The organism is Psychrobacter frigidicola, assembly GCF_007997305.1.
Taxonomy (GTDB): Bacteria; Pseudomonadota; Gammaproteobacteria; order Pseudomonadales; family Moraxellaceae; genus Psychrobacter; species Psychrobacter frigidicola.
Genome location: NZ_VORZ01000001.1, coordinates 1,140,407 through 1,157,100, shown reverse-complemented (window position 1 = coordinate 1,157,100; position 16,694 = coordinate 1,140,407). Strand labels below are relative to the sequence as shown.

The following is a 16,694-nucleotide window of genomic DNA, read 5'->3' as shown; positions in this document are numbered from 1 at the left end:
GTCAGTTTTAAAGTTAATGGAAATAAATGAGTCGAACCTTATAAATGGTAGGCAGTGGCTTTCATCGCATTGGCCATCCAGCGCATAGTATGACGCACAGACGGTGATAAGGCTGCGCCGCCATTATCAAGCGCCACTTGTCGATGATGCAGCTCTTCAATATCCATTTGTGCCAATATCTCTTTTGAGCGCGTATCTTGCACCGGCAATTGACCAATATGGTCTTGCAAATGCTCACTGACCTGCGCTTCAGTCTCAGCGACAAATCCTAGGCTAAATTCATTAGAGATTGCCCCCGCCACTGCCCCAAGTCCAAATGACATGACATACCATAGTGGTGTAAAGATACTCGGATGGCTACCAAGTTCTGCTAGGCGAGTTTCACACCATACCAAATGATCGACTTCTTCTTGCGCTGATTGATGCATAGCTTGCTTAACATCGTGGTCTTTAGCGCTGAATGCTTGACCATGATAGAGCCCTTGCGCGCAGACCTCGCCGGTATGATTGATCCGCATTAGACCTGCCACATGCCGCGCTTCAGTGATGTTCAGTTCAGGAATCGTATCATTACTGACGGGAAGAGGGCGTGTGCTTGGGTTTGAGCGCGGCACGATAGCCCGCAATCCCTTGTCAACGCCAAGCAACAAATGATCCATTTTGGATAAGGAACGCAGCGCCATAGGTAGCTCCTGATTGAGGTAGTGATAATCACAATTTTGTCCTACTATAGCAAACAATTTTGAATACTGGCATGGAAATTGTCAGCATAACTGCCAATTAACTGACGCGTCTGTAACTGAATGTCATGCTAATACTTGCCATATTGAATTTAATAATACTGCATAAACCTATTCATCATGGGTTTGAATGACCGCTTGTTTGATATGTTTATTCAGCTTGGTATATAAAAATAGACCGAAAGCGATGTTAAGGACACCAGTAATTAAAAATAACTGTGGCAGGGACATCTTCAGGGTGTTTAATATGACAATGGCAAAAATAGCTGAGGTGACCATGAAAATGGCATTGAAAATATTATTCGCGCCAACGACACGGGCGCGGTGACTTTTAGGGGCGTAAGCCTGCATTGACGCATATAAAGGCACGATATATAACCCGCCGCTGAACCCTAAAAAGAATAAATCAGCAAATACCCGCCAGCTGCCCGCTATATTAAATAAATTACTGACACCTAATAGCGCTCCGGTGTTGACGTCAATATTCAATCCTGATAAAGAAAAGTACAAGTCAATCGCAAAAATACTTAATCCCGCAATACCAAAGGGTAGTAGGCGCAAACTAACCTGATTTTTAGTAAAAGTTTTACAGAGCAGCGAACCAATAGAAACCCCAACTGAGAATAAAGTCAGCAGAAAAATAACGACCGACTCATCACCATGCAAAAGCACCTTACTAAACTCTGGCGTTTGGGTCAAAAATGTCGCGCCATAAAACCAAAACCAGCTATTGCCCAAAATCACAAAGAATAAAAAGGGTAACGAATATAAGTAGCGCACCGTCGCCATACTGGTGGTAAAAATATTCCAGTCGATGGTTAAGTTTGCCTGCATCGCTGGCATGTTGGGAATAGACCGCGCCGCTACATAACCCAATATCGCCACCATTAACACCACCCCGCTCACCCAATATAGGGGTTGCGGCAGCTGCGTTAATACGCCAGCGATAATCATACCCAGCAAGATGGCCAGTGAGGTGCCCATTTGAAACAGTCCATTGGCACCGACCAGCTCATCTTCCTTCATCGCCTGGGGCAAATAAGCATATTTAATCGGCCCAAAAAAAGTAGATTGGGTACCCATTAAAAACAAAGCCACAAATAACAGTGCATACCATTCAAATACAAAGCCCACTGCTGCAATTACCATAATGACCAGCTCAAGCAACTTAGTAATACGTGTCAGCTTAGACTTTTCATACTTATCAGCGATTTGGCCTGCCAATGCCGAAAATAAAAAATAAGGCAAAATAAACAGCATTGCAGCTAAGTTATTCAAAATGCTGATGGCTACGCCAAGCTGACTAGCTGCCGTGTAGGTGAGAACCAGTATTAGTGCTTGCTTGAAAATATTGTCATTAAACGCACCCAAAAATTGAGTAAAAAACATGGCGCTAAAACGGCGATGCTTGAATAACTGAAACTGGTTTGCCATGAGGGCTCCTACAAGCGGACAGCATCTAAAGGACTAAAGAGAAAAGAGTGGCTTATAACTGTTATTATCAATTATTATTAATACTATCAAAAACTTATCAAAGGTTAAGATAGGTTTTATGAATATTAGGCAGTATAATAGCAAGGCTTTAGCAGAAATACATGCGATAGACCCTATGATTTAATAATTAACTCAGTTATGATTTGTAAGTTTTACGTAACTACTTTTTATGTCACTATTTTACTCACGTGCTATGAGTTTATTCATCAGTGAACTTTAACAGCAGAATTTTCGTCGATATAAATTTTTATAGTGCTGTTTATAAAGTATGAGCCGTAAATCAAAAGTATTGAAAGTACCATTGAGCCGCATGAAGCGATAGGAAATAAGTAATCATGAGCCGTCAGCTTTTAAGTCCAGCACGCAACGTATCAAGCTTGTCCACTAATCAAAGCCCTAGCCGAAAAGAGGTGTTCAGTGAATGTGCTCACTCACGCATTTATTTTGCCCGCACTGCGTTGTTTACCGCACTGACGAGTAGTTTAGTTGGGTTTGGCATCACGCCGGCGCTCGCAGCTGAGACCAATGATGGTGCTAATAGCAATGTCAGCAATAGCTCGGCACTGTCTGACGCCCAGCTTGATACCGCATTAGATGCGTTACGCTTAAAAAAGGCGGTTGATGACGGCATTATTGAACAATCAGTATTAGATGACTATAAAAAGCAAAACTTAAGTAGTAATTCTAAAACCCAGCCTAAAAATCAATCTAATAAAAAATCGAGTTCAGATAACCGCAGTAACAGTATGTCATCTAGCACGTCCAATGATAACTTGCAGCAACAAGTGGCAAGCGTACAGCAGCAGGGCTATCAGATGATGACGCCTGCGCAAATTGAGCGCGAGCTTGCCGCTGTCAATGCTGCGAACAAGCAAAGTAGCCGTAAAGATAACAACAGTGGTTTTAATGCGCCGGTTGCAATGCTGGACGGGCGCACAACGCTTATTGGACTGGATACTAGTTTAGATGCTGCCAATTTACCAGCACCAAATAATCTTGAGACGCTTGGGTTTAATGACAGCACTAATAAGAGTAAAGAGGCGCGCGCTGAAAATGCCGAAATTATGGCGCGTCCCATTAACGTCAGTGATGCGGTCACCAGCGGCCGTGTTGATGTGGGTGTCGATATTAACCAGCAAGCCAATCCTAAGAAAACGCTTGCGCAGCAGCAGAGTAGACCGGCCATTGGCGCAGGCAATCCAAATAAACCAGTAGATGCTTTGAATCCCGAAGATTACCTGCCAGGTTATGAAGATTCAAGCGAGACGCAAGCGGTTGCTGAAAGCGTGAAGCAAGGCGCTAAGCCTAAACTGCGCGCTCGTAATAACGGTGGTTTTATTAAACGGACATACAATCGCTTATTTAATAGTGGTTACATGGCTTTACCACATGTCGAAACTACGGTTTATTTACAGCAAGATGCCGCGAGCAATGCTCCCAATGGCACGCCCAAACTTATCAAAGCTGATGACGATATTCAGCCTATTAATAATATTAAAGCAGCGCTTGATGACACTACGGTGCAATCGGTTGTTGATTTTACAGCGGCCTTACCACGCTTGCGCCAAATCGCCGTTGATGCTGCAAAAGCGGTCGGTTACTATGATATTACGTTACGCCTACGCCAAACTAGCAGCGATACTATTGATGTGATTATCGAAAAGCTCGGCGAGCCGGTACGCGTTGAGAGCCATATTGTCGATATTCGCGGTCAAGGCATTGAACAGGCTGAATTTAAAGCCCTTGAGAAAGAGTTACCGCCTAAAGAAGGCGATATTTTCAACCACCGTGTTTATAAGGATAGTAAGGCAGCACTTGAAGCTTTAAGTAGTACCTACGGTTACTTTGATCAATACTGGCTTAATAAATCAGTCGATATTATCTTACCGGATAACACGGCTGATGTATCGCTGGTGTATAACACTGGCGATCGCTATCAGTTCGATGAGGTGGTGTTTTTTACCTACGATAAAGAGTCAGGTACTTTGACTCAAGACCCCGATAAGCTGCCGGTTGAGCTGTCATTATTACGCCAGTTATATGAGTTCAAAGCGGGCGACCCTTTTTTCCGTCCTGATATCACTAAATTCAGTAATGACTTATCCGCGACCCGCTATTTTAATACCGTTAACGTTGAGACCATCGTACCACCTGACGAGCTCAGTGAAACCAGTACCTTAGCATTCGACAATGCGCCAACTACTGATGATAACAGCGGCATAGATAGCGACGTAAGTAGTGATGGTACGATTACTACGCCAAGCAGTAGTAGCAATACGGGTAATGAGAACGCTCGCGGTGGCAGTAATAGCCGTTCTGAGAATGACGGTAATGCCAATACGGATGCTGACAAAAATGACGATGGTCAAATTAATGCCAGCAGTGGGACTAGCGTTGATGAAGCAGATATTGCGCCTATTGAGTTTGAAGTGGATGAGGAAACTCACGAGAAGTTTTTGGCCATTAAACAAAAAGCAGAGCGTTTAAGTCGCCTGCCAACTGATCGCGTACTGGACGAAAAAACGCGTGAAACAGACAGCATATTGGGTAAAATCAGTGATTCTATCAGCAAGGTCGCTAAAAAAGTATTCCCAGATGAGGAAATGTTAATTGCCGATGAGACTTTTGTGCCACCAACCCTTGAAGGTCGTAAAACCCCAGAGCAAGTGCAAGCCAGAAAAAAAGTGCCACTCTATGTGTTTGTTTCTGCGGATAAGCCGCGTGATGCACAAGTGGGTATCGGTTATGGTACCGATACAGGTGTGCGGGCGACAGGGAAGGTTGACTATAATTTAATCAATCGCAAAGGCTATCAGGCAGGTGCGGAAGTTGCCGTATCGAGAATTAATAAAAATGCCACTATTTATGGTAGCAGGCCATGGAAACACCCACTTAACGATAAGTTAGAGGCGCGTCTAACTTATGAAGAAGAAACGATTGACCAAGGTAAAGGTAACTTTGATTTATCAACCAAAACCTTAAAAGCGGCACTGGCGCGTAATATCCATCGCGACAATGGCTGGGACCGCAGCTACTTTGTGCGTTATCGTTTAGATCAGCTGGAAACGGGTGTTGATGACGCTGAATTAGAGGATTTACCGGTACGCTTTGTTTCATCCAGCCCTAAGCAGCAAGCATTACTGTTAGGTTATGGGATAAGTAAAACCACCGTTGATAATGCGGCCAATCCGACGCGCGGATATCGTCAGTATTATGGCATTGAAGCCGGAGCAGATAAGGCGTTTAGTGACACTGATTTGGCAATTGTACGCGCTGGAGTGAGCGGTATTTATAGCTTTGGTGATAATAAGAAACATCAAGTACTTGGTAGTTTGAACACGGGTTATATTTGGGCGGATGATTTCTATGATGTGCCCTATAAATTGCGTTTCTTTGCTGGTGGTGACCAGAGCATTCGTGGTTACGACTACAACAGCTTATCGCCGATAGATAAAGGCTATCTGACAGGTGGGCAAATCCTTGCTGTTGGTAGTGCTGAATACAACTATGAATTTAAACCGGGTTTCCGCGGGGCAGTATTTAGCGATGTGGGCAATGCGTATGACAAAGACTTTAACGCTGATACTAAGGTTGGCGTCGGCGTCGGTATTCGCTGGGCGTCTCCGGTGGGCGTCGTGCGTGTTGATGTTGCGGCTGGCGTGACAGAAGAGGATATTCCAGTTAGACTGCACTTCTTTATTGGCTCGCCTTTATAAGTAACTTAATATAAGCAACTTAACTTTATAAGTAAATTAGTAAATGCTAAGCTCACAAAACTGTGAGCTTATTTGCTTATATATTGCATATTGCGCTGGTCGTAGTATTTTACTATTACTAGTATAGTAGTAAGATTAGTATTACCGTCTTAATCGTAAGGTACTATCGAACTTTTTTAACCCAATTGAGTGTCCTATTGAACAATCATACCCCGCCTTCTAATGAACCACCGGTCGAAGATCCGGCACAAAGAGATGCGCGTGCGGTACGGCGTTGGTATCCGCTGTCTTTTGTACTCAAATTATTAGTGTTAATTCTCATCGTACTAGCACTTATGTTTGCTGTGTTTTTTTATATGGCTGGTACGGATTCGGGTACTAAGTTCATATTAGATAAAATCGATGGCGAGACAGGGATTAAGCTTACCTATGGCTCAGGTAATCTGCGTGAAGGGCTGTGGGTCACTGATATAGATATCGAGGCTACTGACGATATAGAAGTCTTAGTCGATAAAGCCTATGTAAAAATAGGCTGGCGCGCTGTTTTTGCGAAAGAAGTTCATCTGCGTGATGCTGATATTCAACGTATCGAGATTATCAATAAAAAAGCGCCAACGGGTGAGCCTTATGATTATAAAACCCTTAAGCTTCCAGTCAATCTACGCTTCGACCAAGCAAAAATAAAGACCATCGTTTATAAACAAGTGACCAAAGCTCCGATTGTTATTCATGATATTACAGCGCGTGATTTAACGTGGGTAGACAGCAAAGTTACTATTGGTCGTGGTAATTTGCATTATGCCGATGTTGTCAAAGTTAGTGCCTTACAAGGTAATATTGATTTGCAAGGCGATTACCCTCTCGACCTAACTGCGATTGCTGAGGTGAGCGCCTTAGAAAAAGCCTATGTAGCGCCACTTGATATCGTTGCAACAGGCAGTCTAAAACGTACAGTGGGTAAAGTTCGTAGCCGTTACAACGAAGGTGACGTGCGCGGTGATATTGTCATACAAGGGTTGGATAAAGGCGCACCATTCCAAGCAAAATTGCAATGGGATGATATCCTCATTCCGTATGCCGACGCTCAAAATATCCACCTTAACAGCGGCACACTGACTGCCGATGGCGTCCTGTCAGAAATTCGTCTGCGTATTAATACTGAGCTTAGCGCGAAAGACATTCCTTCAGGGCATTATCAAGGTCGTGCAGTCATTGCGGACAAACAGTTACGTATTGATCAAATTAACGCCAATGTTCCCTCTGGACGCTTATTGCTGCAAGGGGTTTTAGACTGGAAATACAGCTTTGATGCGAAAGTAGTAGCAACGGGCACTAGCTTTGATATTCGCCGTGCGATTCCCAAAGAATATGCGGATTATAAAGTCTACGCGCCGCAAAACCTCAATGGTAAGTTGTCCGTACATTATCAACAAAAAAATACTACCGGTAACCTACAGCTCAATGCCGACTTACGCCAGCGTGACGGCGAACATGTGAATGCCAAAATTATACAAGGTAGAAAGCCAGTAAAATCCAAGCAAAAAGCGCCTTGGTATGTCGATGCGACTTGGCAGAACCTAGTACGTAAACAACTGCCCAATATCGGTAATGTTAATAGTCCGAGCGGAAAGGCCAGTGTTATTGTGCGTGGTTCAAACTTGTCGGTCGATGCTAACGCCTTGATTAATGAGCTCAATGTCGCACCCAAAGGCAACTATGACGTAAAAGTCCGCAAAGCAGGCAACGTCATTGATATCAATCGTCTGAATTACAAAGGGGTGGTAGGCGATTTAACGGGTAACGGACAGATTCAGCTGGCCACTAACAAGAGTCCGCTAACATGGCAGATTGATGCCCGTACCAACGGCTTGTTACCTAAACAGTATAATAGTGACTTGCCGATTGAAAGCATTAAAGGACGTATCAATGCGCGTGGTCGTATGCTGACTATCAGCAAAAACCGCATGAAAGGTCAGCGTCATATTATCACCTTTAATAATACTGATCTGCAAGCTAAGCTCGATGCTTCGCAAGACGGTCGTACTATTGGTATTACTGGTGGCGGTGATGCGAGCGTGGATATTCTCGGCGGCAAGCTGTCAGTATTCGATGCGCGCTTTGATGGCAATATTGACACCAAAGATGTACCGAAAGGTCGCCTCTCGATTGATGTGGCTGGCACACCTGAGCGTCTCAGTTTTCGCACATTAAATTATACGGGCGAGGCGGGCGCAGTTAAAGCCAAAGGCGTGCTCAACTTAGGCAACAATATCGGCTGGGATATTACTGGACGCTTTGATACCTTTAATGTGGGTTACTTTTTACCTAATAATCCAGCCATTCTCACCGGCGACTTGAGCACCAGCGGTACATGGCAACCTGCCGCCAAGAATAATCCCAACGCTAAAGGCAAGTTACAACAATTTGCAGTTGATTTTAGCGGAGTGTTAGACGCTGAGCAGCTTCCTGCCGGAAGGCTCAACATCAATGCCAGCGGTGACAATGACTTGATCCGTATCAAACGTTTTAGTCATGTAGGCGCGGCTGGGAGTATCGATGCCAAAGGTACCATCGATATGCGTCAAGGGATTGCGTGGGATATCAGCGGTGCGATGGATAAATTTAATGTGGGTTACTTCTTGCCTGACAGTCCAGCGATTATCAGTGGTGATTTGACCACCAATGGACAATGGCAATTTGCGCCAAAAAATCGTCCCTTTATAGAAGGCAGATTACAGCGTTTTGCCATTGATTTTGAGGGTGAATTGGATGGTAGTTTAAAGGGTACAGAGCTGCCTTCTGGTAAATTAACCGTCAATGCCAGTGGCGACAATAAGCTCATTCGTATTAAACGCTTTCGTCATGTGGGTACAGCAGGCAGTATTGATGCTAAAGGGACGGTGGACATACACCAAGGGATCGCATGGGATATTAGCGCGCAGATGGATAAGTTTAATCTGGGCTATTTCCTCAAAGACACCCCAAGTCTCATCACTGGTACCTTAAACAGTGATGGACGCTGGACAAAATCGCAGCAAATTATTAACTTAAACCAGCTCAATTTAACGGGTACTTTAAGAGGTCAGCCGTTAAGTGCTAAAGGCAGCTTAGCGGCTAAACTGCATTTACCTGAAGACTTGGCCAGCTACTTTAAACGTTTGCAGGCGCAAGACGCTGAAGCTCAGTATAAGCAAGTGAATGCTTTGATTGACAGTTTAAATGCTGATAATTTGGTACTGCGTTTGGGCGATAACTATATTACTGCTAATGGTAATGCTCAGCAGTTAGAGACAAAAATAAATATCACTAATCTCGATCAATTATCAGATAAGCTCAGTGGTAAAGTGACCGGCGGTGCTACCTTGTCGCAACCAGCAGGGCAAGCACTACCAACTATTTATATTGATTTAATCGGTGAGCGCATAGCGTTACCTGGATTTATTTTGCGCCAAGGTCGTATTAGCGGCAAGCTGGTCAATCTTGCCAATAGCCCAAGCCAGCTGATTGTCAGTGCTGAAGGCTTAGATGCCGCCGGACAAACCTTTAAAAATGTTAACGCTTCCTTTGATGGCACTGAACAAGACCATATCGTCAATATCGAGGTGGCCAACGAGCAACTTGATATTTTTGCAAAGCTTAAAGGCGGCTTTAACCGTCAAAAACTGAGCTGGTCAGGAGTCATCGGTAATGGTCAGGTGCAATCTCAATATGCCACCCTAAACCAATTACAACCGGCACAATTAATTGTCAATTTGCCAGATAACGGTAAGAGCGACTTAAAAGTACAGCTGGCCGCCCATTGTTGGCAAGCTGAAGACCAAACTGGCAAACTGTGTCTGCGTGAGAATCTCATCGCTTCGGCCGCTGGTGGACAAGTCAATCTTGCGTTACAAAAGCTGGATAGCTCCCTATTTGCGTCCTTCTTACCAAAAGACATCGATTGGCATGGCAAAATTAATGGGAGAGCGATTGTTGGATGGCAAAAAGGCAAGCCGCCAACTATTAATACCACCTTATACTCTGACGACGGTAAAGTTGGTCTGATTCAAGATGGTGATGCTGAACCCGTCACCTTACCGTACAAGCGGGTGTCGCTCATTGCGCTGTCCGTTCCTGAAGGCTTAAAACTGCGTACTGATATTAATACGGGCGGCGGGGCACGTGGTTATGCTGAAGTGATTGTTGACCCTTATAAAACTCCGAAACCGATTTCAGGAGCACTGGTACTTAATGAACTGAACTTAGCAATTTTTAAACCTTTCTTCCCAGGAATGCGAGTGCTTGAAGGGAATATAACGATGGCGGGCGGCTTGGGCGGCACGCTCGATAAACCGCAGTTCTATGGCGATGTTAAGCTAGCCGATGGGCGCATTGCGATGCTGGATCTACCAGTTAATTTGACTAATGTCAATGTAGCCGCCAAGATTCGGGGTACGGATGCGACCATTGACGGCAAGTTTAATAGTGGCACAGGTACAGGCGCGTTGACAGGCACAGTAGACTGGCAACAAAAGCTACAGGCTAAGCTCAGTATTATCGGTGAGCACCTCGTATTGACCCAGCCACCATTGTTATTGGCAGAAGTTAACCCTGATATCGACATTATCGTGCGCCCAGGTGACCGTTATGTGAATATTGAAGGCGCGATAAGTGTGCCATCAGCGACCATTCGTCCGCCAGAAGCCAGTGAAGATATCATTACTCAAACTGGAGATGCGGTGGTACTCGACAGACGTCTGATTGGTAATATTGATGAGGTACTGGCGATATCTAAGCCATGGTCAATTAATGCTGATATTGGTATTGATTTGGGTGATGATATTAATTTCCGTGGCTTCGGTGCGGTCATTCCATTGGCGGGCGCGTTAAATATCAATCAGAATGGCCAAGGTGTGATGCGTGCTAAAGGCGTTGTTCAAGTATCACGACGTACCAATGTCAACGTCTTTGGGCAAAGCTTAGAGCTCAATTATGGCCAAGTGCGCTTTAATGGCGATGTGATGAAGCCCAATCTAAGTATTGAAGCAGTCAAAACCATTAGTGGTAAAACAGTGGGTCTGCGAGTCAAAGGCAATACGGAGAATCCTAACATTGTGGTCTTTAACAATGCAGGACTTACGCAGCAGCAAGCGATGAATGCTTTGGTCACTGGCCGTATTAATAATACAGGCGCAACCCAAATCAGTGAGCAAGGCTTTAAGTCCGAGGTCACCAATAACTTAGCGGCAGCTGGTTTGAGCTTTGGTTTGAGTGGCACGCGAACCCTAACCAATCAAATTGGGCAAGCGCTTGGTTTGCAAAGCTTAACCGTTGATGCGTCGGGTAATAGTGAAGACACCAATGTCAACGTTACAGGTTATGTGACCCCTGATTTATATATTCGCTATGGTGTGGGCGTGTTTAATGCGCAAAACAGCTTATCTATTCGGTATCAGCTGACCCGCCGTATTTATGTCGAAGCCACCTCAGCTGCAGAAAATGCCGTTGATGTCGTTTACAGTTGGCAGTTCTAACAATAGTAGGCGTCTAAAAGGTGGTAAGAATTTTAGATAATAAAAAACGCCTTATTAAAGGCGTTTTTTATTATCATGCAAGACCTTAAACTATTTGGTCAAAATCAAGCGATTGTTGCGCGTGAGACGCAAGCGATATTCTTCGCCTTCATGCTCAATACGCACCTCTTTAGTCAGTGCAAATAAATGCTGTGATTGCAGAGTAGGAAGACGGTTTTCACGGCAGTTCAAGTAACGAGAGATAACAACGCTCATAATAAATTCCCTTAAATGGTTGGCTGGGTGTTGAATAATGATTTATCTAATCAGCGCCGGGCTAAACCGAACATGCACTGAATAAGTCAACTTAACGATAATGATTATCGTTTATAAATAATATAAATACAAGTAATTAATAAAATAAAACCCAATTATGATGTGAATTTATGTAAGTTGTTATCCACTGCAATTTTCCTATTTATTATTTTTTAAGTTAATCACTGCTTCATCTCTCATTTTAAAATCTCAGTGCACAGGACGCTTTCATGCCCATTCATTCAGCACAACTCCCTAGTTCTATCGTTAATGTCGCAGTAGCCGTTATTCATTATCAAGAGCAGTATTTACTAGGGTTCCGTAATACAGCGCAACATCAAGGCAATCGTTATGAGTTTGTAGGTGGCAAAATAGACCCTGATGAGGCAGCAATAGACGCGCTGATACGAGAGGTGGGGGAAGAAATAGGTATTAATATCAGTAATAATGTGGCGGTTAAACTTGGGCGACTCCATCATGACTATGGCGATAAGCAAGTGTGCCTACAGGTGTATAAAGTGGCTTTAACAGGCCTCCAGTTTGAACAGCATGGGCATCGCCAATATGGTCTTGAAGGGCAAGCATTATCATGGGTGTCTAAAAGCCAACTCCTAGCAGGTGATTATCCGTTACCTGCCGCTAATCAAACTATTTTGGCATGGTTGCAACTTCCAGAGCAGCTTATTATTACTTATCCGCTGGCACATTTTATTGAAAACCCAAATGCTAGCGAGGCATGGCTGACTTATCATCAGCAACACTTGCCTCAAGGCGCGTGGGTTTATGTGCGTACTAAAGCGAATGCGATAAAGGCAATAAGTCAGCAATTAGAAGTGCAGCTTGCAAAGCAACTGATGGATTTCCGTCCTGATATTGATTGTGTATTACCTAATAATATTGGGCAGACTCTAATAGCAAGTAAGCAAGATAAGCATCTCAGTTGTTATCAAGCTAACCAGCAACTAAAAGCCTGTCATTTAACCCATACCGAGTTAATGGACTGGTTCACTGGTGCTACAAATGGGCTCGAATGCAGTCAGAAAAATCCTGAATGTCTAAGCGCAGACCAACCACTACTCATAAGCTGTCATGATGCGGACAGCATCCATGCTGCTAACCAACTTGCAGCAGCTCGCCTACAGCAGCAGCAACCACCCGTCATTGGGATTTTTCTATCACCTGTGTTGGCAACACAAACGCATCCTAATGACGTACCATTGGGGTGGGATAAATGGTCATCACTAGCACAAATAGCTGATATGCCTGTCATTGCCTTAGGTGGGCTTTCACCAATGATGGTGCAACAGGCGACCCAGTATGGCGCAACAAGTATTGCAGGCATTCGTCAGTTTATGCAAAGCTAAAATTAAGCTAATAGCCTTATGATTTTATTGTACTCGAAGCTAATGTTGAGACACAATGTTTCTGTATAAATAGTTGTTTTCTATACACTTTACACAAGCGTTACACTGTATTAGATATAGCGAAGAAGAAGAGTATTACTTACAAACCGTTGCGTTTCCCTACATTGCTACACTGTATTAGCAGGGTCCATGCCTCTAATATAAAATATAAATTTTTAAAGCGTAAAATATCTTAGTAAGCATATAAAAGTTACTGTTAATAATGCCTCTTATGCATATAGTCTTTATTAACTAGATTCTATAAGTTAAAAAAGCAATGAGATGACGTTTTTCTTCAATAGTGCAAACCAGTCATTATTCAAAATAAGACAAATTACTAAGAATTTAAAACATACTGTAAGTTATCTATTTCAGAATTTTATATTTTATTATTCTAAACATTCAACCAACTACATAACAATTAATGGTATTACTATGAAAACCACTAAGTTACCTCAGTCAGCATGGAATGACGAACAGGCAGCCGGTTCTCAGTCGCAGTCGGCTAACCAGTCACATATTTATTATCTAACTCGCGATAAGAAAGAACAAATCGGCCGCGCCAGTAACGATGATATTTATAAAGACAAAAGTTACGATTATGAAGTCTCGAAACTCTCAGTAAATGATAAAGTCATGAGCAATAACAAGGCTTTTAGTAATTACGGTGAGGATATAGAAGCTAAATGTTCCGTAGACAGTGGTTATAAAAAGGCAGATAGTGGTTATAAAAAGGCGTCCCAAAAGTTTGAGAAATCATCAGCTATTATGCATCAAGGCGTTAAAAACCCATCGCAAGTGACTAGTAATGTTAAAGAAACGCACAGTAAAGACAACAATTTTGAGAAAGACAAAATTTTATTAGGTGTACCCTCTACCCCTGAAATTCCGGAACGCGTATTTATGAATGGTCTTATTAAGCATACCGCCATTGCTTTAGCAATAATCATCCCTTTAGCTGCTTTTTCCGCTTATGCAGCACCACAAAACCTGCCTATGAATACAGCGCCTACCAAAGACAATAATATGGCAACGATAGATATTGAGCCGTCATCAATTATACATAAGTCAGCAAGTACGCCAACTACCGTAGATACTGTCGACCTTGAGCAATATGCGGGGACTTGGTATGAAATAGGTCGTTTACCGATGTATTTTCAGCGTAAGTGCACTCGTGACGTAACGGCCACTTATACTGGCAAAGCTGATGGCTCAGGAATCACGGTACTGAATGAATGTGTTAAAGAAGACGGTACCGGAATTACTGCTGAAGGGCTTGCCAAACCTGCGGACGACTCAGGCAGCAAGCTCAAAGTAACTTTCTTGCCTTCATGGATTCGCTGGTTACCGGTAGGACGGGCTGATTATTGGGTATTAGCGCGCGATGCTGATTATAAAACAGCGTTAGTAGGCACGCCTAACCGCAAATATCTCTGGTTGCTTGCGCGTACGCCAAATATTAGCCAGCAAACTTATGCAAAATACCGTCAAATTGCGCAGCAACAAGGCTACGAGCTAAAAGAATTTAAATTGACGCCACAAACCAATCAGCACGTTAATCTTGTACCTTAACAGTGTATTTACATGAATCATTATTAGTTGATAAAGAGACAGCGCAATAAGCTGTCTTTTTTTATCTATGAATAGAGACTTTAAAAAATAAAAAGTTTAGACGTAATCTACATAATTGCGAGTAATAACGGTTATCACTGGCAAAATGCCCCATTTTAAGCTAAAATCTAAACGATTTAATCGCAAACAGGGCAACAAATATTTAAAATTACTGCCTTACTGTGGTACTCATATTCCAGTTTTTTCTAGAACTATCATTGTTATACATTATTTTTATCTCTTTATCCTACTTTATCTATTAAACTTACTCTTTACTAATTATAAGGATGTTTCTTGTGAGCAACGCTGATACCTTACGCCAACTACATCAAGACCATTTAAGCAAATATAATAATCAAGAACAACAAGCCATTGAATTGATTGGTTTATTAAATAAATTATACAACGAGCAAGATGTACAAGTTACTTTGTTTGGGGAAACACTCGATACCACGTCAGTGGGTCAAGTGCTGGCATTACATCAAAAAACGGCCATACGTGAGCAAGGTGGCAAGCCGGTCACTATCGCTGATACCTTAGCCATGGTTAAAGCTTTGGCTGCTAGCAGTGATATTCAAGCGACGCGTGTCGATGTCGGACAGTTAATTGCCAATGACAGCGATATACAAGAAGCGTTGCAAGCTATTAGCAAAGATAACAGCGCTATTAATGGTGCAACGGATGTAGTGTTATACGGATTCGGTCGTATCGGTCGTATCTTGACGCGTCTGTTATTATCACAAGCATCAAGCGCGAAGGGTATGCAATTAAAAGCGATTGTTGTGCGTCCTGCCGCTGCCGGTGACTTAGCCAAACGTATCTCTTTACTTGAGCGTGACTCAATTCATGGTCGGTTCTTAGGCGGCGTTAGTATTGACGATGACAATAATGGCATGATTATTAATGGCCGTTTCGTACAAGTTATTTATGCTAATGATCCAAGCGAGATTGACTATACTGCTTATGGTATCGACAACGCTTTGGTGATTGATAATACCGGTATATGGAAAGACGAAGCCGGCCTTGGCAAGCACCTACAAGCTAAGGGTGTAAAAAAAGTGTTACTAACAGCCCCTGCTGGTGGGGACATTAAGAACGTCGTTTATGGTGTTAATAATAACACGGTCGGCGATGACACTATCGTTAGTGCTGCTAGCTGTACGACCAACGCTATTACGCCCATGCTAAAAGTATTAAACGACGAGTATGGTATCAAAAACGGTCACGTTGAGACTATCCACTCTTTTACCAATGACCAAAACTTGATTGATAATTATCATAAAGCGGATCGTCGCGGTCGCAGTGCCGTACTGAACATGGTCATTACCAGCACAGGCGCGGCAAAAGCTGTCGGCAAAGCACTACCAGAGCTTAGTGGTAAATTAACGGGTAACGCGATTCGTGTACCGACGCCAAATGTCAGCTTAGCGATTTTAAACTTAAACCTAAAAACGGCACCGACTAGCGCTGATGCTTTAAATGAATTTATGCGCAATGTCTCTAATAGCAACCAGTGGCAATCGCAAATTGCTTATACCGATTCAACAGAGGCCGTATCCACTGACTTCGTTGGCGATACTCACGTTGGCGTTGTAGATGCTCAAGCAACTATCCTTACAGATAATCATGCCATTGTTTATATCTGGTATGATAATGAAGTGGGTTATAGCACGCAAGTACTACGTTTAGCGACACAAATGGCAGGCATTAGCTACGCTCAAATCCCAGCATAGTCGTTCAAGTATAAAAGATGGCTATGTTAAACCCTGCTATCTAAGTAGGGTTTGAACATAGTGCTTAAATGTTATACTGGCTATTATTGATATTAAATACAACACCCGATAGTCAGATTGGTTATCGGGTGTTGTTGCCATAATAATTGCTAATATTAGCTTGTAGAAAGGTTTCAGCCACCGTATAACT

The 16,694-nt window shown here is 43.1% G+C and carries 8 protein-coding genes; 5 read left to right on the top strand and 3 right to left on the bottom strand.

Going from position 1 to position 16,694, the window contains the following annotated elements:
* Window positions 1-38: 38 nt before the first annotated feature.
* Both coq7 and ES754_RS04685 read right to left on the bottom strand, forming a co-directional pair.
* Window positions 39-683 (bottom strand): 2-polyprenyl-3-methyl-6-methoxy-1,4-benzoquinone monooxygenase, encoded by a 645-nt coding sequence (gene coq7 / locus ES754_RS04690; RefSeq protein WP_147222498.1) that lies wholly within the window; start codon window positions 681-683, stop codon window positions 39-41.
* Between the two features lie 168 nt (window positions 684-851).
* Window positions 852-2,174, bottom strand: coding sequence for an MFS transporter (locus tag ES754_RS04685; protein ID WP_147222496.1), 1,323 nt, complete (start codon window positions 2,172-2,174; stop codon window positions 852-854).
* Between the two features lie 395 nt (window positions 2,175-2,569).
* Here ES754_RS04685 and ES754_RS04680 point away from each other — a divergent pair, with 395 nt between their 5' ends.
* Together ES754_RS04680 and ES754_RS04675 are read left to right on the top strand one after the other, a co-directional pair.
* Complete coding sequence (locus ES754_RS04680) at window positions 2,570-5,950, top strand: autotransporter assembly complex protein TamA (RefSeq protein ID WP_147222494.1); 3,381 nt, start codon at window positions 2,570-2,572, stop codon at window positions 5,948-5,950.
* A gap of 197 nt (window positions 5,951-6,147) precedes the next feature.
* Window positions 6,148-11,463, top strand: coding sequence for a translocation/assembly module TamB domain-containing protein (locus ES754_RS04675; RefSeq protein ID WP_227677683.1), 5,316 nt, complete (start codon window positions 6,148-6,150; stop codon window positions 11,461-11,463).
* 90 nt (window positions 11,464-11,553) lie between these two features.
* Here ES754_RS04675 and hemP read toward each other — a convergent pair whose 3' ends face one another.
* Window positions 11,554-11,718: a hemin uptake protein HemP gene (gene hemP, locus ES754_RS04670; RefSeq protein WP_147222490.1), complete on the bottom strand. Its 165-nt coding sequence runs from the start codon at window positions 11,716-11,718 to the stop codon at window positions 11,554-11,556.
* A 269-nt stretch (window positions 11,719-11,987) separates the two neighbouring features.
* Here hemP and ES754_RS04665 point away from each other — a divergent pair, with 269 nt between their 5' ends.
* The 3 genes from ES754_RS04665 to ES754_RS04655 all read left to right on the top strand — a co-directional run bounded on the left by ES754_RS04665 (window position 11,988) and on the right by ES754_RS04655 (window position 16,504).
* The gene (locus ES754_RS04665) at window positions 11,988-13,121 is read left to right on the top strand and encodes an NUDIX domain-containing protein (RefSeq protein WP_147222487.1); all 1,134 of its coding nucleotides are present in this window, start codon (window positions 11,988-11,990) and stop codon (window positions 13,119-13,121) included.
* A gap of 474 nt (window positions 13,122-13,595) precedes the next feature.
* Window positions 13,596-14,732 (top strand): lipocalin family protein, encoded by a 1,137-nt coding sequence (locus ES754_RS04660; protein WP_147222485.1) that lies wholly within the window; start codon window positions 13,596-13,598, stop codon window positions 14,730-14,732.
* Between the two features lie 326 nt (window positions 14,733-15,058).
* The gene (locus ES754_RS04655) at window positions 15,059-16,504 is read left to right on the top strand and encodes a glyceraldehyde-3-phosphate dehydrogenase (RefSeq protein WP_147222482.1); all 1,446 of its coding nucleotides are present in this window, start codon (window positions 15,059-15,061) and stop codon (window positions 16,502-16,504) included.
* Window positions 16,505-16,694 lie beyond the last annotated feature (190 nt).